The following is a 19,644-nucleotide window of genomic DNA, read 5'->3' on the forward strand; positions in this document are numbered from 1 at the left end:
TTGTTTCGATAGTGTGGAACCCTAGATGCATTTTCACCCGTAGACGGCAATTCATGGTTGCCTGTAGAAACTTTTGGGCCATATTCCCAAAAATATACGAGAATGTAGTAACATGTGAATTTATTCTAGCAGTCTCAAATCTCGTTGTCAATGAAGAGTAAGACAAAAAGTTACTTATTTTGCGTTATAAGAATGTCTTATAAAAAAATACCTCATTATTTCCTGGAAATAGTATAAGTTGGTAGTTATTAAAATCATAGGAGTGAGAGCGTATTTCTATCAATCTATATCTTTAGGTAGATGCATTTATTTAAATAATATTTTATATTAGAAGTAATTGATTTGACTATATCAGCAAGTGGCAGGAAAAATAGCACACTTTGTCAAAATCTAGCCCGACTATTTAGATAGAATGAAGGATTACTAGTGCAAATGAAGAAATGATACACTAATAGTCTGTAAGTATTGGTAGTAGGAGGATAGGTGTGTGTCAAAAGTACTGGATATAATCAAGAAAGCACAAAGCACTCATTGTTTAACCAAAGAAGAAATCGTAGAATTACTTAATTGTAATGAGTGTGACCAAGAATTATTTATGGCAGCTGATAGGGTGCGCAGTCAATTCGTGGGAGATCAAGTACACTTGCGTGGTTTAATCGAGTTTTCAAATATCTGTCAACAGAACTGCTGCTATTGTGGACTAAGAAGGGATAATGTTAAGGTTAAGCGATATAAGCTGCTGCCTAACGCTATTATTGAACTTGCTAAAAAAGCAAAAGATTATGATTATAAGACGGTTGTGCTGCAATCGGGTGAGAGTCAATCCTACACTGTAACTGAGATGGAGCATATAATTCGCAGTATAAAGGCATTGGGATTGGCTATTACACTAAGCCTTGGTGAGAAAAGTAAAGAGGAATACCAAAAATACAGAGAAGCCGGTGCTGATCGGTATTTGCTTAGGATCGAAACTACAGATGAAAAGGTTTATGAAAGCTTACATCCAGGTATGAGTCTTACCAATAGAATGCGGTGTTTGGTTGATTTGAAAAATCTTGGGTATGAAGTAGGAACTGGATGTTTGGTAGGACTTCCGAATCAAACGATGGAATCATTGGCTGGGGATATTTTATTCTTTAAATCCTTGGATGCTGATATGATTGGACTAGGTCCCTTTATCCCTAATGAAGATACACCATTAGCGCAAGAGGCAGGTGGCAATTTTACCCTCAGTATTAAAGTGATGGCTATTACTCGATTGTTGTTGCCCGATGCGAATATACCAGCGACTACTGCTATGGAAACTCTAAATAAAAACGGTCGTATGATTGCATTGCAAAGTGGTGCCAATGTAGTTATGCCAAACGTTACAGAAGGTGAGTATCGAGAAATGTATATGCTATACCCTGGTAAAATTTGCATTAATGATACACCGAAACATTGTAGAGGTTGTATTACAGGCAAAATTCAAGGGATTGGTAGACAGGTTTCAACCGAATATGGTTATCGACGAAGGAAAAAATAGACTACATCTTTGCAGGAATATGCAGAAAAATGAAGAAATATGTATAATGGTTTTTGGATTAATTTAGATATTATATATATTATTCATAGGTTATACCTGTGAATAGAATTTTAGGGGGCTGTAATTTTGGAATTATCGACAGTATTAGGTGTTGTAGTTGGTTTCGTGGCTGTTGGTGTTGGGATGGTACTTAAAGGGGCAAATTTGGCGGTGTTAATCAATCCAGCGGCTTTTTTGATTATTCTCGCTGGTACAGCTGCTTGTTTGTTAAATGCCTTTCCTATGGAAATTCTTCAAAAATTTCCGACGCTAATTAAAATGCTATTTAAGAAACCGGAGTTTATGTCAAAGGTTGATATGCTGAAAATGTTTGTGGAATTATCCCAAACAGCGAGACGTGAAGGTATTTTGGCACTTGAAAGCCGTGTAGACGAGGTGCCAGACGTTTTTCTTAAAACTGGTTTGAGTATGGTTATTGACGGTCTTGATCCGGATTTTGTAGGGGACGTATTGGAAGCTGAAATTCAGGGAATGGAAGAGCGCCATCGTGTAGGAGCGTTAATTTTTTCCCAGGCTGGCTCTTATGCTCCAACATTAGGGGTACTTGGTGCGGTAGTTGGTTTGATTGCTGCATTAGGAAATTTAAATGATATCGATGCCCTTGGACATTCTATTGCAGCGGCCTTTGTTGCTACCTTATTAGGGATCTTTACGGGATATGTTATTTGGCATCCATTCTCAAATAAATTAAAAATGATGTCCAAAAAAGAGGTTGAAATAAGGAAGATGATGGTTGAAGGGATATTATCCCTGCAAGCTGGTGATTCACCTACAGCAATTGAAGCAAAACTTACTGTGTTTATTTCCCAAACAGAGAGAAATCAGATGAAGGCCAAAACGGAGGAAGCATAATGTCCAGACGGAAAAAACATCATGATGCTCATCATGAGGAACACATGGATGAATCATGGCTCATTCCTTATGCTGATATATTGACATTGCTGCTTGCACTGTTTATCGTGCTATTTGCATCGGCCCAAGTAGACCAAAAGAAATTTGATCAGATGGCTTATTCTTTTAATGCAGCGTTTAGTGGCAGCCCCTCTGTTTTTGATAACAATCGGGCTATCACGCCAGAAGTTGATGCTTCTAAGCCTAATCAAAGTACGATGGATAGTGCTACAGAACAATCACATCTAAAAGAAACCGTTCAGCTTTTAGAAATTAAAAAACAGATGGACCGTTATATTCAAGATAATAATTTATCTGGTGATCTAAATACTCTGCTAACAGATGATGGTCTGATGATTCGTATTAAGGACTCAGCATTGTTTACTTCAGGAAGTGCTGATCTGCGTCCCGAATCCTTACGTTTGGGTGAAGAGATAGGCAAGTTATTAGCTCCATTATCGCAAAAAATCGTTATCTCAGGTCATACCGATAACGTACCGATTAACACGCGGGAATTTCCTTCCAACTGGGAATTGAGCGCAAAACGATCGATTAATTTTATGAAGTTCCTGCTAAGTAAGGAAAGTAAATTGCAGCCTGAAAAGTTTAGCGCGATTGGCTATGGCGAATATCGTTCACTTGTGCCCAATGATACGATTGATGGACGTGCGAAAAATCGACGCGTAGAAGTGCTCATTATGAGAAACGTTAAAATGTAAGTGATAATGAAAGACTTAGCATATAGCTAAGTCTTTCATTTTTGTCTGTCTATTAAAAATTAACCGCTTGTATTGGCAAAACCCGGTCAATACTGATACAATGCATAGTAAAGAGTAAAATTTGGAGTGACGTTAGTGATTATTGGTACTGGTATTGATATTATTGAAATTGATCGTATTAAAGCTGCTATTATACGCCAATCCTTCGTAGAGAGGGTGTTTACTTTAAGTGAACGACAGTATTGTGAAAGCCGAGGTTTGCAAAAGGCATCTTCTTATGCAGCTCGATTTGCTGGTAAGGAAGCGATAATGAAAGCCTTTGGTACGGGTCTAGCAGGTGGAAGTCTTCAAGATATTGAAATTTTTCTCAATGACAAAGGGTGTCCACATGTAAATTTAAGCGGCCAATTTGCCGCTTTGGCTAGAGAGTTGGGGGTCAGCTCAATTCATATATCATTGACACACGCGCGGGAGTATGCCGCTGCACAAGCTATTTTATGGGGAGGTAAATAAAGATGAAAGTAGTGACAGTTGCCCAAATGCGAGACATTGAGCAGGCAGCAATTGAAGAATATGGTATCCCCGGTATTGTTCTCATGGAGAATGCTGGTGTAGAAGTAGTAAAGCAAATAGAAAATGTACTAGGTAGTATACATAATAAAAGGATTTCCGTTTTTGCGGGTACTGGTAATAACGGAGGCGATGGCTATGTTGTCGCTCGGCATCTATATAACCAAGGTGCTAAGGTTAAGGTTTTTTTAATTGGAAGTAAAGCGAGTGTTGTGGGAGATGCATTGACTAATTTGCAGATCATTACTTACATGGGAATTGATGTACTAGAGGTAACTAACTCTCATGATTGGGATAAAGTGAAAATAGCGATGACTTTCACTGATTGTCTAGTAGATGCATTATTAGGTACGGGTTTTACAGGACAATTACGAGAAAATATGACACAAGTTGTGGAAAGTATTAATAAAATGAATAAGGTGACGATTGCAATTGACGTGCCAACAGGTGTTGACGCGGATACTGGTCAAATTCAAAGTGTAGCAGTAAAAGCGAGTCATACAATAACCTTTGCCTTGGCGAAACAAGGGCTTTTGCTATATCCAGCTGCTTCTTATGTTGGGGAGTTATGTGTTGCTGATATCGGAATTCCCAGACTGTTATTAAGCGATTCTCAAATCCAGCAAAATCTTATTACAAGCAATGATGCCCGGGAAATATTTTCCAAGAGGCAACCAGATGTTCATAAGGGGAGTTGTGGAAAAGTCTTAGTGGTAGCTGGTTCTAAAGGCTTGACTGGCGCTGCTGCTCTTGCGTCAGATGCTGCAATGCGCTGTGGTGCCGGCATGGTGACCTTAGGTATTGCCGAAAGTTTGCATGAAATTATGGAGATCAAATTAACGGAAGTTATGACGAGTCCTTTACCGGAAGTCGGGGATGGTTTTGTAGGGGAAGATGCTTTTGATGAAATTGTAACGCTTTCTTTGAAAAATGATGTAGTGGCTATCGGCCCTGGTTTAGGAAGACAGACAGAAACATTAGATCTTGTGCGTCAAGTCGTGAAAAGTATAGAGAAACCTTTAGTACTCGATGCAGATGCTCTATATGCACTAATCGATCATACTTCTATTTTATTAGAGGCGAAGTCAATGCCTGTGCTTACACCTCATCCAGGGGAAATGGCGCGGCTTGTCGGCTTAACAACGGAAGAAGTAAATCAAGATCGGATTTACATTGCTAGGCAAGCAGCTACAGAGTGGGGAAGTATCGTTATTCTAAAAGGTGCACGAACAGTTGTAGCATTTCCAGATGGTGAGGTATATATTAATAGTAGTGGTAATGCTGGTATGGCTACAGCTGGTGCTGGTGATGTTTTAACTGGGGTAATTACAGGACTTATTGGTCAAGGTTTATCGAGCCACGAGGCCGCATTAGCTGGCGTGTATCTTCATGGATTAGCTGGAGACATTGTTGCTAGAGGTGGAATGATCGGTATGGTGGCCAGTGATCTTATTAAAGCATTGCCAGCAGCAATATTTGGAATTCAAGAAAAGGACTAAGCATAAAATAACCTTTTTTCATGCATACTTAATGGTGGTAGGTATATTTTCAAATATAATTTGCAGCCGGTTATCATCCGCCAAATGATAAAATCGTGTATAAAAAAATTGACATTTGTATATAAAAAAATTATAATCAATCTATATGAATGTATGTGTTAACTGGCGGGGGTGAAGGCGTGGCAGAATTGAGGCGTATTATGATTAGTATCCCGAATAGTTTGCTTCAAGAAGTGGATGGTATTATTGCTATAGAAAAATTAAGTCGGAGTCAATTTGTGCGCGACGCTATGCGTCTTTGTATTGAAGAACGTAAACGTAAAGAAGTGTATGATAGAATGCGTAAGGGATATCAGGAGATGGCGGGAATTAATCTGACATTAGCTGAGGAAGGATTGCTGGCTGATGCAGATACATTTGAAATGCCTACCCTGCTGGCGGAGCGTGAATAAAAATGGTCGTAAAACGTGGGGATATTTATTATGCCAATTTAAGCCCGGTAGTGGGTTCGGAACAAGGAGGGCATCGTCCCGTTTTAGTCATACAAAATGATGTTGGTAATAAATATAGTCCGACCGTTATCGTGGTAGCCATTACTTCACAAATTTCGAAAGCTAAACTGCCGACTCATGTAGAAATCAATTCGAAACAATCTAGTTTGGAAAAAGACTCCGTTATTTTATTGGAGCAATTACGTACTATTGATAAACGTCGATTAAAAGAAAAAGTTTCTCACTTAAATGATGATATTATGAGTATGGTTGATGAATCGATAAAGGTGAGTTTGGGTTTGGTTGTGGTATAATTTGTGATCTAAAGTGAACTGTTTTATTTTAACAAACAACTAGGACTTGGTGAAAACCAAGTCTTTTTAGTTAGAAAATGATATGTTGTGAGGAGTTTTATTATGATACGTAGATGGTTAGCAGTATTCATGTTGCTAATGTTTGTTATTATGGTTGTAGCAGGTTGTAGTAAACAAAGTGTAAAACCAGCAGGGCAAGGGGGGCAAAAGCAAACCAGTTCAGCAAGTTCACCTCTTACTGTGAAGGTACTAGATATTGGACAAGGTGATGCTATTTTAATCCGCGTAGCTGGGCAAACTGTATTGGTTGATTCAGGAGATATTAGTACTAGAGAAAAATTAGTACAATACATAAAAAAAGAGGGCATTACCACAATTGATAAGGTAATCATTACTCACCCACATGCCGATCATTTAGGCGGAATGCCAGGGGTGCTGGATAATTTCAAAGTTAATCAGATTTACGATAGTGGACAAACTACGACCACTGCCCTGTATCGTCAGTATTTAACTCTAGTAAAAAAGAAAGAGATACCTTTTACAGTGCTTACTGCCGGTACTGAGATTGTTATTTCTGATGATATTAAACTTAAAATTCTTGCGCCAGAAAAGCCATTTATAACGGAATCTGAGTTGAATAATAATTCTATAGTTACTAAACTGGTTTATAATAACTTTTCCATGTTATTAACTGGGGATGCAGAAAAGGAATCTGAAAACCGTATGGTGAAAACCTATGGAAATGAGCTTAAAAGTACTATATTGAAAGTTGGACATCATGGTAGCAACACCTCTTCGTCAATTGAGTTTTTAAAAATCGTAGCTCCGGAGGCTGCTATTATCTCACTAGGCGCTAACAACGATTATCACCATCCTCATCCCTCTACAATGAAAAAATTAAATGAGGCCAAGGTGAAAGTATATCGCACAGATACAGATGGGACGGTAACAGTAAATAGCGACGGAAAAACTTATACAATAACAAAGGAGCAGTAATATGAAAGTTCGAGCTGTTATTGATCGTTTTGAAGGTAGTAAGGCAGTATTATTAGTAGGTGAGGATGAAACGCAAGTATCATGGCCTTGTTGTAGTCTACCTGGTGAAGCGGCAGAAGGAGACATATTACAAATTACCTTGCAGGTTGATCAGCAAGCCACTAGTGCGGCAAGGCTAGAGGCAGAAAATCTCTTGAAAGAAATAGTGAAGAGAAATCAGGAAAGCTAATGCTTTCCTGATTTCTTTTGTATTAAAGAATTGATTTGAATAAAAAGAAGTAGACATTCACTATGCTTTGATCAAAAAAAGGTCTTAAATCAAGTTTATTCTTATAGGTGTAAAAAATATTCATAGTTCTATGAGTGAATGTAGAAATTTAAAATAAAATTAAAAATTCTGAAAAATATCAAAATGACAGCAGGATTTTTTTTGCCTTTGGAAGAATAAGTAATGTAAACGTTTACAAGATGCAAATAGGAGTTTTTTATGCAGAATGATAAGCAGGTTCTAAAAAATACAACAATTAAAGATGTAGCGCAATTAGCTAACGTTTCTATTGCAACTGTTTCCCGTACGTTAAGTGGTAAAGATAAGGTATCGCCATTGCTAGCAGAACGTGTAGCGGCAGCCATGAAAGAATTACAATATCAACCTAATGATGTAGCCAGAGCATTAAAGATAAAAGAGTCACGCAGTATTGGTCTTATGATTCCGGATATTGAAAATCCATTTTTCCCAGCGTTAGTAAGGGGAGTGCAGGATGCTGCTAAAATCCATAATTATGCCGTTATTTTGTGCAATACTGATGGAAGGCTAGAAGAAGAAAGAAATTATATCCATTTTTTGTATAGTAAACGAGTGGACGGTATTGTCTTTACTGACAGTGTTTATAACAAACAAAGTATTTCTCTCTTAGATTCTTTAGGCATTCCTGTTGTTCTCCTGGATAGACGGGTAAGTGGAATTCATGCCAGCACAGTTACTTCTGACAATCGTTTAGGTGCTTTTTTGGCTACGGAACATTTAATTGAGTTAGGTAAGAAACGGATTGCATTTATTAGCGGGCCTTTAAAGTTATCTTCTGGCGCCGATCGGGCGAGTGGTTATCAAGATGCCCTTGTTCGTTATAACATTTCATATAATAAGAATCTAGCGTTTATTGGCGCGTTTACTTACGAAAGTAGTTATAAGGCAGTGGAAGATTTACTATTTAGTCGAGAAAAGTTTGATGCAGTATTTGCTTCTAATGATCTGATGGCAATTGGTGTTATTGAATGCTTAGCTAAATATGGTATCAGGGTGCCAGAAGATGTAGCGGTGGTTGGCTTTGATGATATACGTATGGCGGCATGGTATAAACCTTTGTTAACGACGATTCGGCAACCTGTATATGATATGGGGCAATATGCAGTAAAACTTTTAGTGGAGCATATTACGGGTGTAAGAGAGACTTATTATGAAAAGATATTTAAGCCTGAACTTATTATTCGTCAGTCTTCAGGCAGTGTGGAGGAAAGAAAATGAAGGATTTAGCAAAACCGATATTGGTTGTAGGCAGTTTAAATATGGACTTAGTAATAAGGGTAGCAAACTTACCGCTCAAGGGAGAAACAATTTTTGGGAAAACGTTTACAACCTTTCCAGGTGGCAAGGGCGGGAATCAAGCAGTGGCTGCATCTAAATTAGGAGCTAAGGTAACGATGGTAGGGGCAGTCGGACGGGACGATTTTGGCGACAAACTGCTTTGCAGTTTGTCAGAGGGGAATGTCGATACTTCCTACATAAGCATAACAGAGAATTCTACTGGTACAGCGTTAATTACAGTGGATGATAATGGTGCTAATTCTATAGTGGTTGTGCCTGGGGCCAATAATGCTTGTTTTCCTAGTGATATAGACACAGTATTAGACTTGGTAGAGGGACCGGGAATTCTTTTAGTACAAAATGAAATACCAGAAGAAACGGTAGGATATGCGATTAAAAGAGCTAAGGAGCAAGGATGGATTACTATTTTAAATCCTGCACCCGCTCGTCAAATTGATAATGAATTACTATCTATGATTGATATTATTATTCCAAATGAGACGGAGGCAGCTGTCCTTACTGAAAGTGAAGCTGGATCAGAGGAACAAGCTGCACAAGAATTATTAGCTAGGGGCGTTGCAGCTGTTATTGTTACATTGGGTAATAAAGGAGCGTTATACTGTACTGCAAAAGAAACTTGCTATATTCCAACCTATAAGGTAAAGGCTGTAGATACTACTGCGGCTGGAGACGCTTATGTAGGTGCCTTAGCTACTGCCTTAAGCCAGGGAAAGACAGTATTAGAGAGTGCAAAATTTGCTACTGCTGTTGCTGCATTATCGGTTACGCGGCCAGGGGCGCAGCCTGCATTACCATGGCGAGAAGAAGTGGATGAATTTATTAGTAAGCAGGAGGAAAAGTAATGAAAAAAACTGGCATATTAAATCAAGGAATTAGTGAAGTAATTGCTGGTATGGGACATGGGGATATGTTGGTTATTGGTGACTGTGGTTTGCCAATACCTTCTGGAGTACGCCGTATTGATTTGGCTTTAACTCATGGAGTGCCAGGGTTTTTAGAAACTCTTCGGGTAATTTTGCAAGAGTTAGAGGTTGAAAAGGCCGTGATTGCCACAGAGATGGAAACCATAAGTCCCAAAATGCTTGAGTCTGTGAAACGAATGATGGGCAGCGTGCTTTTAGAGAAATGTACCCATGAAGAATTTAAGGAAATGAATAAGAGGGCAGTAGCAGTGATTCGCACTGGTGAGTGTACACCTTATGCGAATATTATTCTAAGGTCTGGTGTTAATTTTTAAAGTGCGGGGGTGATAACAGTATGGAGCAGGAAGTTATTTTACGCATGAGCAATGTTAGTAAGGCTTTTCCAGGAGTGCAGGCACTAGATAGTATTAATTTTGAGCTCCGTAAAGGCGAAGTTCATTGCTTATTAGGAGAAAATGGTGCAGGTAAATCAACATTAATTAAGATTTTGAGTGGCGCTCACCAAAAAGACAACGGAACAATTTTTTTACATGAAAACGAGGTAGACATTCGAGATGCGCAAATGTCTCGTGATCTTGGGATCAGTACTATTTATCAGGAAATGAGTTTAATTCCAGCGATGAGTGTGGCAGAAAACATATTTTTGGGAGAGGAAATTGTCAAAAACTCCTTCTGGATGGTAAATAAAAAAGAGATGGAGAAACGGACGCAAGCAATTTTCCAAGAAATGAATATAGATATTGATCCTAAGAAACTGATTAAGGAAATCAGCACAGCTCAGCAGCAAATGGTAGAAATTGCTCGATCTTTAGTTAAGAAAAGGCAAATTATTATTATGGATGAGCCAACTTCATCAATTAGTGATAAAGATACTCATGAGTTATTTCGGATTATCCGCAAGTTGAAAAGTCAAGGAGTGGCAATTGTTTATATTTCTCATCGACTACAAGAGCTAAATGAAATTGTAGACAGAATAACCGTTATGAGAGATGGTCGAGATATAGGGACCGTCAATATGAAAGATGTGACAATTGACAAACTTATTAACATGATGGTGGGACGAACATTAGAGAAGATGGATAAACCAGTTAGTGACCACATTGGTGAGGTCATGCTGGAAGTAAAGAATATTAGTTGGGGTAATAGTGTACAAGATGCGAGTTTCAGCCTTAGGAAAGGCGAAATTTTAGGTTTTGCAGGCCTGGTTGGCGCTGGTAGAAGTGAGTTAATGAGGCTTATCTTTGGTGCAGAAAAAATGGAAGCAGGCAAAATAGTACTACATGGACAGGAAGTGAAAATTAATTCTCCTATGCAGGCCATTAAACATGGCATTGGTTATTTAAGTGAAGATCGCAAAAGAGACGGTCTAGTTCTTATCATGGGGATTGATCAAAATATTACGATGGCCAATTTGGCAAGTGTTTGCAAAGGTTTTCTCGTTAGCCGCAAAAAAGAAAGTTTGGAAGCTAATAATACCATCAAGTCTTTAAATGTAGCTACTAGTTCTGCAGATAAGCTAGCTAAGTTTTTAAGTGGCGGAAATCAACAGAAGGTAATCATAGGTAAATGGCTTTTGACGGATTGCGAAGTATTAATTTTTGATGAGCCTACTCGGGGTATTGATGTAGGAGCGCGAGCGGAAATTTATAAATTAATGAATGGGTTAGCCGAAGCTGGCAAGAGCATTATTATGGTATCTTCTGATTTACCTGAAATTCTTAGGGTTAGTAATCGCATTATTGTGATGAATCAAGGACGAGTTGTTGGTGAATGTAATAATGATGGTACAGTGGCTCAAGAAGATATTATGCCGTTGATGTTAGGGGGGATTAGTCATGTTTCATAAAATTACAGATCGATTTGGCATCGGAATTGCCATTATTATTTTATTTATATTTTTGTCGATTAGTAGTCCGCATTTTTTAGAAATTAACAATCTACTTAATATTTTATTACAAGTGTCTATTTCTACGATTATTGCTGTAGGTATGACCTTTGTAATAATGACTTCGGGAATTGATTTGTCGGTAGGCCCATTAACTGCTTTTTCCAGTGTAATTATCGGATTAACACTGCATTTAGATATAGGGATAGGTATACCTATTCTTACAGGGATTTTGGTTGGTGGTCTCTTGGGGCTTATTAATGGTGTATTAATTGCTAGACTTAAGATTCCAGCCTTTATTGCTACCCTTGGTATGATGAGCGTGGCGAGAGGTGCAGCTCTGTTTATTACAAATGGGCAGACCATTCATATGTTTCCCAGTGAGTTTCGCTTTTTCAGTGCTGGCAGTATTGAAAAAATTCCAATTCCAGTCATTTATGCCCTAATTGTGGTAATTTTAGCGGTTTTTATTTTGAATTATACTAAGTTTGGAAGATATATTTATGCGATTGGTGGTAATAAGGAAGCGGCTCGCTTATCAGGAATTAATGTAAAGGCAGTGGAAACTTGGGCATATATCATCTCTGGCATAACTTGTGGTATTGGTGCTGTCATATTGACTGGTCGTTTGAATGCTGCCCAGCCGATTGCTGGGATTGGATATGAATTAGATGCTATTGCAGCAGTTATTATTGGTGGCACTAGCTTAAATGGTGGCGAGGGAACGATTACAGGTACGTTGATGGGGGCAATTCTTATTGGGATGTTGCGTAATGGGTTAAACCTTTTAAATGTCTCGCCCTTTTTACAACAAATTGTCATTGGCAGTGTTATCGTCGGTGCTGTGTTTTTTGATCAGTACAGAAGATCACGAAAAGATAGTAAAGCCGCTAAAGGGCTTAGCAGAAGCAACGAGGTTACAGAAGGTAACAACAGTATTAGTCCTAAACTATGATGTGTATTAAAAAATTATCGATGGTAGTCAATGAAACAAATAGCAGTGCTGTTTGATAATTGTGACATAAAACCATGCCTCTAAGTGGCAAATGAGTCCTTTGCCGCTTTTAAGGAATTACAGGTGGGTACACAATCAATATCTTTTGAAAATTGAAGGGAGAGTTGAAAATGTCCATGTACAAAAAAACATTAGCGGTTGTGGTCGGCATAGGAGTAATGGCTTCTTTATTAACAGGATGCGGTGGAACTAGTAGTGATAAACCAGCTGCTAAAGCAGACAAAAAGGAATTGAAAATTGGTTTTGTTATGAAAACCCTAAGTAATCCATTCTTTATGAGTATGGAAAAAGGTGCTCAAAAGGCTGGAAAAGAGTTAGGTGTTAAATTGGATGTGCAAGTAGGGCAGGAAGAAACTTCAATTGAGCAACAAATTGCTATTGTAGAAAATATGATTGCAACCAAGGTTGATGCAATTTGTATTGCCCCAGGTGGATCGAAAGAAATTGTGCCTGTATTGAAGAAGGCACAAGATGCTGGCATTCCAATTATAAATATTGATAACCGTATCGATGGGGATGCTGCTAAAGCAGCTGGTTTAAAACCCATTCCTTATGTTGGGGCTAGTAATACGGATGGTGGTTACTTAGCTGGTAAATATTTGGCCGAGCAACTAAAAGGTAAAGGTAAGGTTGCTATTATTGAAGGTATTCAAGGTGTTGATAATGCAGAGGGTAGAAAAAATGGCGCTAAAAAAGCGTTTGGTGAATACAAAGATATTCAAATTGTAGCCTCTCAATCTGCAAATTGGAAAACCGAAGAAGGACTCAATGTAATGACAAACATTTTACAAGCCAATCCAGACTTAAATGGTGTATTTTGTGCGAATGACATGATGGCCTTTGGTGCTATTCAAGCGATTGATGCCGCTGGTAAAACTGGGAAAATAGTAGTTACCGCATATGATGCTTTGGACCAAGCTAAAGTTTATATTAAAGAAGGAAAAATGGTTTCTACTGTTGACCAAAAGCCAGATGATCAAGGTTATTATGGTGTAAAGTACGCAGTTGATTTGATTAATAAGAAAGAAGTTCCTATGGAATACATGGTGAAGTTAGAGAATCTAACGAAATAAACCTAGGTATCTAATGTTACTCACCTATCTTGTAATGTTTGTAAAGGACTCTATAAATGGCCTATAACAATTATAAGAAGACTTTATCAAGTGAAACATATATTTCAATCCTAGTTACATTACCTAGGAAGATAGTCCAACAATAAAGGTTTACACTTATAAAAAAGATCAATCTTAGACTAGATCATCGTAAAAAAGGGCCACGGCAGTCTGACTGCTGTGGCCTTTTGGTATGTCCAGCATAGGCGTTTATTAGTCGGGTAAATAAGGCATCTACAGGAACTAAATTAAATAATTACATAGCTCCTACTCGACTCATTATAAGTAACAAGTATTTTGCAGGAGTTTTATATTTTAAGGTAAATAAGGTGTAAATATAGCTTAAAGTTGAAAAATGAACCAAATGCGGAACAAATTCGTATATATAATAAGGATTAGGGGTGGTGGTTTATTGGTCTCTGATGAGGAATTAGCATTGCAAATGCAAATGGGTAGTGAAGAAGCTTTTGAGGAAATTATTAAGCGCTATCATGGACCAATACATGTCTATATATTAAGGATGTGCGAGGATTATCACGCTACCCATGATATTACTCAAGAAAGTTTTATTAAAGTGTGTAGAGGAATACAGTATTATAGACCAGGACTTCCTTTTAAGGCATGGTTGTATAGTATTGCTATTAATACATATAAAGATTATCGAAAAAAAGCTTACATAAGGAAAGTAATCCCTGGACTGGAGAAAACAAAGAGTTGCTCCACTAACACTGCAACACCAGAAGAATCCCTAGTAAAAGATTATGAAAGAGCTAGGCTGATCCAAGAGATTAATAGCCTTGGCGATATTTACCGTGAAACGTTAATCTTGCGCTATTATGATGAGTTAAAATTAGACGAAATAGCCAGTGTACTTAATATTCCAACAGGTACAGTAAAATCTAGGTTATCGAAAGGCTTGTCACAGTTAAAAAAGATTTTCTCCACAAAGGAGCTTTAATGATGAAGAAAAGACAGGAAATAGTGCGCGATATCGGTGAGGATTTGGTAAACATTGATATGAACGATGTTTTTGATCAATTAGACAAATATCATATGGATTCGCCGTCAATGGAAGCTACGAACCAGCTTATACAAAGTATTAAACCCGTATTTATCCAGGAGAGAGCAAGGATAAATCAAGGACAACGTTTTAGAGACGTAATTGTGAATACGCGCCAAGATAATGGTATCCCTGTAATATTACAGTTAATCGTATCTCAGATGACTCTAATGAGCAGAGGGTTCGTAACTTTAACTATTACATTTTTTATTGTTAGTTTACTGTTAGCTAGCATTTTCGAGAGAAATTTACCAAGAGTTTTGGTTATCGCGTCACCTTTGTTGGGTTTGTTAACCCTTTTCTATGAGTATCGTGCTCAAATATACAAGGTAGAAGAAATGGAAGCGACTTGTCGCTATTCACCTGTTCAGGTAGCTACGGCACGAATGTTGATAGTTCTGAGTTATAATGTGATGCTTTGCACTGCAGCTACAGTAATAATTCAATCTTCCTATAACGTTGTTATTTGGAATTTGATGTTGAATTGGTTATCGCCCCTATTGTTGATGTTAGGAGTCGCGTTGTTTACGTCCTTAAAGCTCGGGATAACAAGTGGTTGTACAATGGCAGGTGCATTGTGGATTTGCCAGGTAACCCTTATAGACGGAGACTCTTTTCTACACCTATTATTACCTAACCTGACGAGTGTTGTTATTAATCTTATCAGTATGTTGCTTGGGATTGGACTACTAATTTTTTCTTTACGTATTTGGAAACCTGAAGAGCGGTTAGTTTAGGAGTAGTAAAGAGGGGGGGAGGCAAGATGTTAACTCTGGAGCTCGCAGATATATCAAAAAAATATAAAATGGATTCATGGGTGTTACATAATGTTTCGACCACTATTACGTCGGGGATTTACTCGTTGATTGGTCCTAATGGAGCGGGAAAAACCACGTTATTGCGCCTAATGGTAGGTATGCTGCGACCTAGTTCAGGAAGGATATTGTTTAAAGGGCAAGATATTAACCAAGATTATAGGCAATATAAACAAAACATAGGGTACTTGCCCCAAGAGTTCGGTTTTTATCCTGATATGACTGGTAGGGATTTTTTGCATTACATGGCAAGGCTAAAAGGTATCCCATCCAGTTTATACCCAGGCAGGGTGGAAGAAGTTTCCCAATTTATAGGGGTGACCTCTTTTTTAGATAGGAAGATTGGCAGTTGGTCTTTTGGGATGAGACGGCGCCTCGGAATAGTCCAGGCATTACTTGCTGATCCCGATGTTTTAATTCTTGATGAACCGATGATTGGGCTTGATCTAGAAGAAAAACTTTTTATTTGGAATTATTTCTCTCATCTATCAAAAGACCGTATCATCATATTTAGCAGTAACATCTTGACGGATTTCACTACGTTTACTGATGGAATGTTATTAGTAAACGGAAAAGTACGTTTTAATGGACGTATTCAAGAGTTAATTGATCTTATGAATGGGAAAGTCTGGGTCGTAGATGTACCAGTAGAATCAGGGCAGCAAATAGCAAATATATGGGCTGTAAGCGAATTACATGCTGATGAGGAAACTTGTCAAGTAAGAATCGTAAGCGATGTTATGCCAGGCATTCTGGGAGTGCGGTCGGCTCAGCCTAGAGTCAAAGATGCTTATATCTACATAGTCAGGCAAAAGGAGTAAAAGAAATTGCGATTGCAGGTAACGAATCTTATGAAAATTTATAAGGGAAGCATAACCGCTTTGCATGATGTTAGCTGTAGCGTGGGAACGGGGATCGTTGGTCTGATTGGTCCTAACGCCTCTGGGAAAACGACTTTTTTAAAGATCGTAGCAGGCTTGGAAGAACCGACTGCAGGGGAAGTGTATTTTGATGGATTAGAGTTAATGCAAAACAAACAGTTATTTCGCTCGATGATAGGGTATCTTCCCCAGGAATTTGGTTTTCATAAAGCAATTACTGGGGAAGTGATGCTAGATTATATTGCTGTCCTTAAAGGCATCTATGATAAGAAAATACGGCGACATATGGTGGATGAAGCAATTGATGGGGTAAATCTTAATGAAGCTCGTAAGTTAATTATAGGGGAATATTCCTTCGGAATGAAACGTAGGCTGGGTATAGCTCAAGCACTGCTTGGGAGGCCTCGTATATTAATCCTAGATGAAGCGATGGAAGGGCTTGATCCAGAAGAAAGTAGGAGGTTAGAGGGACTAATTGCCGAGGTGGCTGGCCGGAGCTTAGTCGTAATTTCAACACATTCCTTAAGCAATGTGTTCGGTTGTAGTACTCTATTGGTTTTACGTGAGGGTTACATGCTGTATAAGGGAACCCCAGTAGAATTAATCGGTCTGGCAGATGGATTAGTATGGCAGGTGGAAACGGATTATCAGCAAATGGAAAAGCTTAAGATGAGCTGTAAAATACTCGGCGTACAAGAAGCGGATAGACATGTGGTAGTAAGGGTATTGTCTGCCCAAAAACCTCACGGAAAAGCAATGCCAGCAAAAGCCCGTATAGAAGAAGGATATTTGGCATTGATGAATGCCGGAGTGCAGCCATGATTACTGTAATTACGCATACAGTTATATTTGAATGTAAGATATATTTTAAAAATAAAAAATTTTGGCTTATTGCTCTCTTGATTAACGCGTACGCTTGGGCAGCATTTCTTTTAGCAGGGCAGGTGATCTCAGGTGTTGCTCAAATGTTTATACCTGCGTTACTTTTTTTGTCTGCAGAAGTTGTAACGAAAGATCAACGGGACGATTTTACGGAGATTATATATACCCTTCCCTATAAGAATCTGTTCCTGTTAGGCGGGCGGGCACTTGCTGTATTGTTGTTGTTCCTGTTTTTAGGAATAGAACTATTACTAACCATGCTACTAGTTGCAAATACGTCATTGCCTGTCTATATTAGTTGGTCGGCTTGCTGGGCTTTTATGGTGAAGTATCTTGTTGCCTGTATCAATGTAATTGGCATAACATTTATGGTGTTCAGTCTAACGAAGAATGCGGTTCGCCTTTATTTTTTATTATTGTTTTGGTGGCTGCTAGGAGTATTCCTGACGGGTAATGCAGGCGTTTTATTTCCCCAATGGGTTGCAATTGTTAATTTTACTTTTATTCATGGTTTTGGAGGGAACCCTTCGGAAGTTACTGGGGTATATCCCTATGATGGAGTAATAGAGGCAATTATTTTTTTTCAAATTACTTGGTCTGTCATATTATTTACTATTGCGGTTATCATTGAAAACGTAAGGCGGGAACAGAGAAAAAATATAATAAGAACTTGTCTTCCCTTATTTTTGACCTGCAGTGCTATAGTAGTATTGACTTTTTATACTACATGGCAGTATTTGGAGATTGAAAGTTCGAATGATAAAAATGATAGTACTATTTCCAGGGGTGTATTACTTCCAAGAGCAAACAGTGATGTACAAAGCATATTTCCTGCTGCTTATGACCTATATATCACATTGGATTCTAATACGCATAATATGGTAGTAAAGGCGCAGATAACCTTGAAAAACCTTGGAAAAACTTCACCACCTACTATTGAATTTACGCTTCGTGACTACCTTTGTGTACAACGAGTGGTCAACAGAGCTACTGGTGAGGCACTAGTATGGCAGCAGCAAGGACCAACTGTAACCGTAAACCTTCCCCACGGAAGTTTCGCAGCTACAGAGTTATTGACGGTGGAGATAAGCTACTCAGGTAAAGTGTGGGAGTGGGCGGAGGATATTTATGGACAGTCAACAGGACTTGTTAATTTTGTAGCTTCTCCATTTACCTTTTTACGTGGAGGGTATGCCTGGTATCCTGTTTTAGGCAGGCAGCCTCTACACTCCACGTTCAGTTATTTCTCACCTTGGACGAATCAGCCAAAACAGTTAAAACAGAGTGTGCTCGTTACCCATATCCCAGTGCCCTTCAAGATGACAGTAGAGAGTGATCAAGATGTAATGTTTATTTCAAATATAGAATTTAAAAAAAAGGTTAGAGATGGTACTATACAACGGAATGAATTCACTTCCGAAGCAGGTAGGGATGTGTTTTTACTTGCCGGACCTTATGAACATACAAAAATAGTGGTTGCTGGGACCGACAAATTGGTTGATTTTTATCATTTTTCTAACCATGATTATAATTTGAATAACATGGCATATAAGGTCAGTCAGATTGATTATTATGGTAGCTTGGTTCCTCGAGGTGGCGATGCTGCCAGGAGTGATGTGAAAAACGGTTATGTAATATTTGAAGCTCCACGCTTTCTTACGTATGATAGTTTAATGAATACGAGTAACTTAGGTGTTATTGATGCAATATCCATGCCGGAAGCCATATTTTTAACGAAAGCATTGTATTCTCCTTGGTGGTCGCAGTCAGCAGGACGTATTCTGAGCGAAGCACGTAGTTTAAACCTTTGGTGGCCAAATTGTTTTAGTAAACCAAAGGGTGATATAGCTGACGGTTTGGCACTTTATATGTATATCCTATATACTGAAAATAAGCAGGGAAAGAAGTTTTATGACCATGCTAGGGAATACTGGCTATTTTACAATGAAAAATCTCCTGACAACGAAGAGATGCTGGGTCAGCGAGGGCGAATCGTACAGGAAATATTTCTATTGCTAGACAGTATTCGGCAGTCAAACTTGGGAGACGATGGGGTCAGGCAATTTTTGCGTTTTGTTAACAGGAGATATCAAGATAAACGTGTGATTGAAATAGCTGACATGGTTGATGCCCTGGAGTTAATCGGTGCGTTGAAGCAACATGATGACGTAAGAAAAGATGCGGGATCTAGGGATGACAAATATCGTAACAGTATAAACACGTTAAGCCATCATTTGAAGAATCCGCCAGAGAACAGAATACGTAGCACTTTGACGTTCAAATTAAACTGGGATTTCGGTGCTCAAATTACAAATAAAGAAGCGCAGTGATGATTGCGCTTCTTTTTTTTTTATTTTTTTGAGATTATTCCAGGAAATGGTGAACCTAATGATAAGTATA

At 38.5% G+C, this 19,644-nt stretch carries 20 protein-coding genes and 1 riboswitch; all 20 genes read left to right on the forward strand.

The window, feature by feature from the left end; all coding sequences use genetic code 11:
* Nucleotides 1-20 precede the first annotated feature (20 nt).
* A riboswitch (purine riboswitch) is annotated at nucleotides 21-120 on the reverse strand.
* A gap of 367 nt (nucleotides 121-487) precedes the next feature.
* Nucleotides 488-1,525, forward strand: coding sequence for a [FeFe] hydrogenase H-cluster radical SAM maturase HydE (gene hydE / locus UFO1_RS06265; protein ID WP_038669212.1), 1,038 nt, complete (start codon nucleotides 488-490; stop codon nucleotides 1,523-1,525).
* Nucleotides 1,526-1,651: 126 nt separating this feature from the next.
* The gene (gene motA / locus UFO1_RS06270) at nucleotides 1,652-2,437 is read left to right on the forward strand and encodes a flagellar motor stator protein MotA (RefSeq protein WP_038669214.1); all 786 of its coding nucleotides are present in this window, start codon (nucleotides 1,652-1,654) and stop codon (nucleotides 2,435-2,437) included.
* Nucleotides 2,437-3,195 (forward strand): flagellar motor protein MotB, encoded by a 759-nt coding sequence (gene motB, locus UFO1_RS06275; protein WP_038669217.1) that lies wholly within the window; start codon nucleotides 2,437-2,439, stop codon nucleotides 3,193-3,195. The genes motA and motB overlap by 1 nt, the downstream gene beginning before the upstream one ends.
* A 135-nt stretch (nucleotides 3,196-3,330) precedes the next feature.
* The gene (gene acpS / locus UFO1_RS06280; RefSeq protein WP_038669220.1) at nucleotides 3,331-3,708 is read left to right on the forward strand and encodes a holo-ACP synthase; all 378 of its coding nucleotides are present in this window, start codon (nucleotides 3,331-3,333) and stop codon (nucleotides 3,706-3,708) included.
* Between the two features lie 2 nt (nucleotides 3,709-3,710).
* A complete protein-coding gene (locus UFO1_RS06285; protein WP_038669223.1) occupies nucleotides 3,711-5,264 on the forward strand; it encodes a bifunctional ADP-dependent NAD(P)H-hydrate dehydratase/NAD(P)H-hydrate epimerase in 1,554 nt (517 codons plus the stop codon).
* A gap of 149 nt (nucleotides 5,265-5,413) precedes the next feature.
* Entirely contained in the window at nucleotides 5,414-5,716 is a 303-nt protein-coding gene (locus UFO1_RS06290) for a CopG family ribbon-helix-helix protein (protein WP_071841989.1), read from the forward strand.
* A 2-nt stretch (nucleotides 5,717-5,718) separates the two neighbouring features.
* Entirely contained in the window at nucleotides 5,719-6,069 is a 351-nt protein-coding gene (locus UFO1_RS06295) for a type II toxin-antitoxin system PemK/MazF family toxin (RefSeq protein ID WP_038669229.1), read from the forward strand.
* A 102-nt stretch (nucleotides 6,070-6,171) separates the two neighbouring features.
* A complete protein-coding gene (locus UFO1_RS06300; RefSeq protein WP_038669231.1) occupies nucleotides 6,172-7,065 on the forward strand; it encodes a ComEC/Rec2 family competence protein in 894 nt (297 codons plus the stop codon).
* Between the two features lies 1 nt (nucleotide 7,066).
* On the forward strand, nucleotides 7,067-7,294 hold the full coding sequence (locus UFO1_RS06305) for a DUF3006 domain-containing protein (RefSeq protein ID WP_038669235.1): 228 nt from the start codon (nucleotides 7,067-7,069) through the stop codon (nucleotides 7,292-7,294).
* A 258-nt stretch (nucleotides 7,295-7,552) separates the two neighbouring features.
* Nucleotides 7,553-8,590: a LacI family DNA-binding transcriptional regulator gene (locus UFO1_RS06310; RefSeq protein ID WP_038669238.1), complete on the forward strand. Its 1,038-nt coding sequence runs from the start codon at nucleotides 7,553-7,555 to the stop codon at nucleotides 8,588-8,590.
* Nucleotides 8,587-9,513: a ribokinase gene (gene rbsK / locus UFO1_RS06315; RefSeq protein ID WP_038669241.1), complete on the forward strand. Its 927-nt coding sequence runs from the start codon at nucleotides 8,587-8,589 to the stop codon at nucleotides 9,511-9,513. The genes UFO1_RS06310 and rbsK overlap by 4 nt, the downstream gene beginning before the upstream one ends.
* On the forward strand, nucleotides 9,513-9,908 hold the full coding sequence (gene rbsD / locus UFO1_RS06320) for a D-ribose pyranase (RefSeq protein ID WP_038669243.1): 396 nt from the start codon (nucleotides 9,513-9,515) through the stop codon (nucleotides 9,906-9,908). The genes rbsK and rbsD overlap by 1 nt, the downstream gene beginning before the upstream one ends.
* 20 nt (nucleotides 9,909-9,928) lie before the next feature.
* Nucleotides 9,929-11,440 carry a sugar ABC transporter ATP-binding protein gene (locus UFO1_RS06325; RefSeq protein ID WP_038669246.1) on the forward strand — a complete coding sequence of 504 codons (1,512 nt, stop codon included), beginning with the start codon at nucleotides 9,929-9,931 and terminating at the stop codon, nucleotides 11,438-11,440.
* Entirely contained in the window at nucleotides 11,430-12,434 is a 1,005-nt protein-coding gene (locus tag UFO1_RS06330; RefSeq protein ID WP_051788848.1) for an ABC transporter permease, read from the forward strand. The genes UFO1_RS06325 and UFO1_RS06330 overlap by 11 nt, the downstream gene beginning before the upstream one ends.
* A gap of 170 nt (nucleotides 12,435-12,604) precedes the next feature.
* Nucleotides 12,605-13,567, forward strand: a complete 963-nt coding sequence (locus tag UFO1_RS06335; RefSeq protein WP_236639341.1) for a sugar ABC transporter substrate-binding protein — start codon at nucleotides 12,605-12,607, stop codon at nucleotides 13,565-13,567.
* Nucleotides 13,568-14,018: 451 nt separating this feature from the next.
* Nucleotides 14,019-14,564: an RNA polymerase sigma factor gene (locus UFO1_RS06340; RefSeq protein WP_236639342.1), complete on the forward strand. Its 546-nt coding sequence runs from the start codon at nucleotides 14,019-14,021 to the stop codon at nucleotides 14,562-14,564.
* Entirely contained in the window at nucleotides 14,564-15,403 is an 840-nt protein-coding gene (locus UFO1_RS06345; RefSeq protein WP_144390865.1) for a hypothetical protein, read from the forward strand. The genes UFO1_RS06340 and UFO1_RS06345 overlap by 1 nt, the downstream gene beginning before the upstream one ends.
* 26 nt (nucleotides 15,404-15,429) lie before the next feature.
* A complete protein-coding gene (locus tag UFO1_RS06350; RefSeq protein WP_038669253.1) occupies nucleotides 15,430-16,302 on the forward strand; it encodes an ATP-binding cassette domain-containing protein in 873 nt (290 codons plus the stop codon).
* Between the two features lie 6 nt (nucleotides 16,303-16,308).
* Nucleotides 16,309-17,184 (forward strand): ATP-binding cassette domain-containing protein, encoded by an 876-nt coding sequence (locus tag UFO1_RS06355; protein WP_038669256.1) that lies wholly within the window; start codon nucleotides 16,309-16,311, stop codon nucleotides 17,182-17,184.
* The gene (locus UFO1_RS06360; protein WP_038669260.1) at nucleotides 17,181-19,574 is read left to right on the forward strand and encodes a hypothetical protein; all 2,394 of its coding nucleotides are present in this window, start codon (nucleotides 17,181-17,183) and stop codon (nucleotides 19,572-19,574) included. The genes UFO1_RS06355 and UFO1_RS06360 overlap by 4 nt, the downstream gene beginning before the upstream one ends.
* Nucleotides 19,575-19,644: the final 70 nt, after the last annotated feature.

The organism is Pelosinus sp. UFO1 (assembly GCF_000725345.1).
Lineage (GTDB): Bacteria > Bacillota > Negativicutes > DSM-13327 > DSM-13327 > Pelosinus.

Coding starts and splice junctions, on each gene's coding strand:
- UFO1_RS06335 (WP_236639341.1), top strand. CDS start 12,605: ATGTCCATGTACAAAAAAACATTAGCGGTTGTGGTCGGCATAGGAGTA.
- motB (WP_038669217.1), top strand. CDS start 2,437: ATGTCCAGACGGAAAAAACATCATGATGCTCATCATGAGGAACACATG.
- UFO1_RS06360 (WP_038669260.1), top strand. CDS start 17,181: ATGATTACTGTAATTACGCATACAGTTATATTTGAATGTAAGATATAT.
- UFO1_RS06290 (WP_071841989.1), top strand. CDS start 5,414: ATGTATGTGTTAACTGGCGGGGGTGAAGGCGTGGCAGAATTGAGGCGT.
- rbsD (WP_038669243.1), top strand. CDS start 9,513: ATGAAAAAAACTGGCATATTAAATCAAGGAATTAGTGAAGTAATTGCT.
- UFO1_RS06325 (WP_038669246.1), top strand. CDS start 9,929: ATGGAGCAGGAAGTTATTTTACGCATGAGCAATGTTAGTAAGGCTTTT.
- rbsK (WP_038669241.1), top strand. CDS start 8,587: ATGAAGGATTTAGCAAAACCGATATTGGTTGTAGGCAGTTTAAATATG.
- UFO1_RS06330 (WP_051788848.1), top strand. CDS start 11,430: ATGTTTCATAAAATTACAGATCGATTTGGCATCGGAATTGCCATTATT.
- UFO1_RS06350 (WP_038669253.1), top strand. CDS start 15,430: ATGTTAACTCTGGAGCTCGCAGATATATCAAAAAAATATAAAATGGAT.
- UFO1_RS06285 (WP_038669223.1), top strand. CDS start 3,711: ATGAAAGTAGTGACAGTTGCCCAAATGCGAGACATTGAGCAGGCAGCA.
- UFO1_RS06295 (WP_038669229.1), top strand. CDS start 5,719: ATGGTCGTAAAACGTGGGGATATTTATTATGCCAATTTAAGCCCGGTA.
- UFO1_RS06300 (WP_038669231.1), top strand. CDS start 6,172: ATGATACGTAGATGGTTAGCAGTATTCATGTTGCTAATGTTTGTTATT.
- UFO1_RS06310 (WP_038669238.1), top strand. CDS start 7,553: ATGCAGAATGATAAGCAGGTTCTAAAAAATACAACAATTAAAGATGTA.
- UFO1_RS06345 (WP_144390865.1), top strand. CDS start 14,564: ATGATGAAGAAAAGACAGGAAATAGTGCGCGATATCGGTGAGGATTTG.
- UFO1_RS06305 (WP_038669235.1), top strand. CDS start 7,067: ATGAAAGTTCGAGCTGTTATTGATCGTTTTGAAGGTAGTAAGGCAGTA.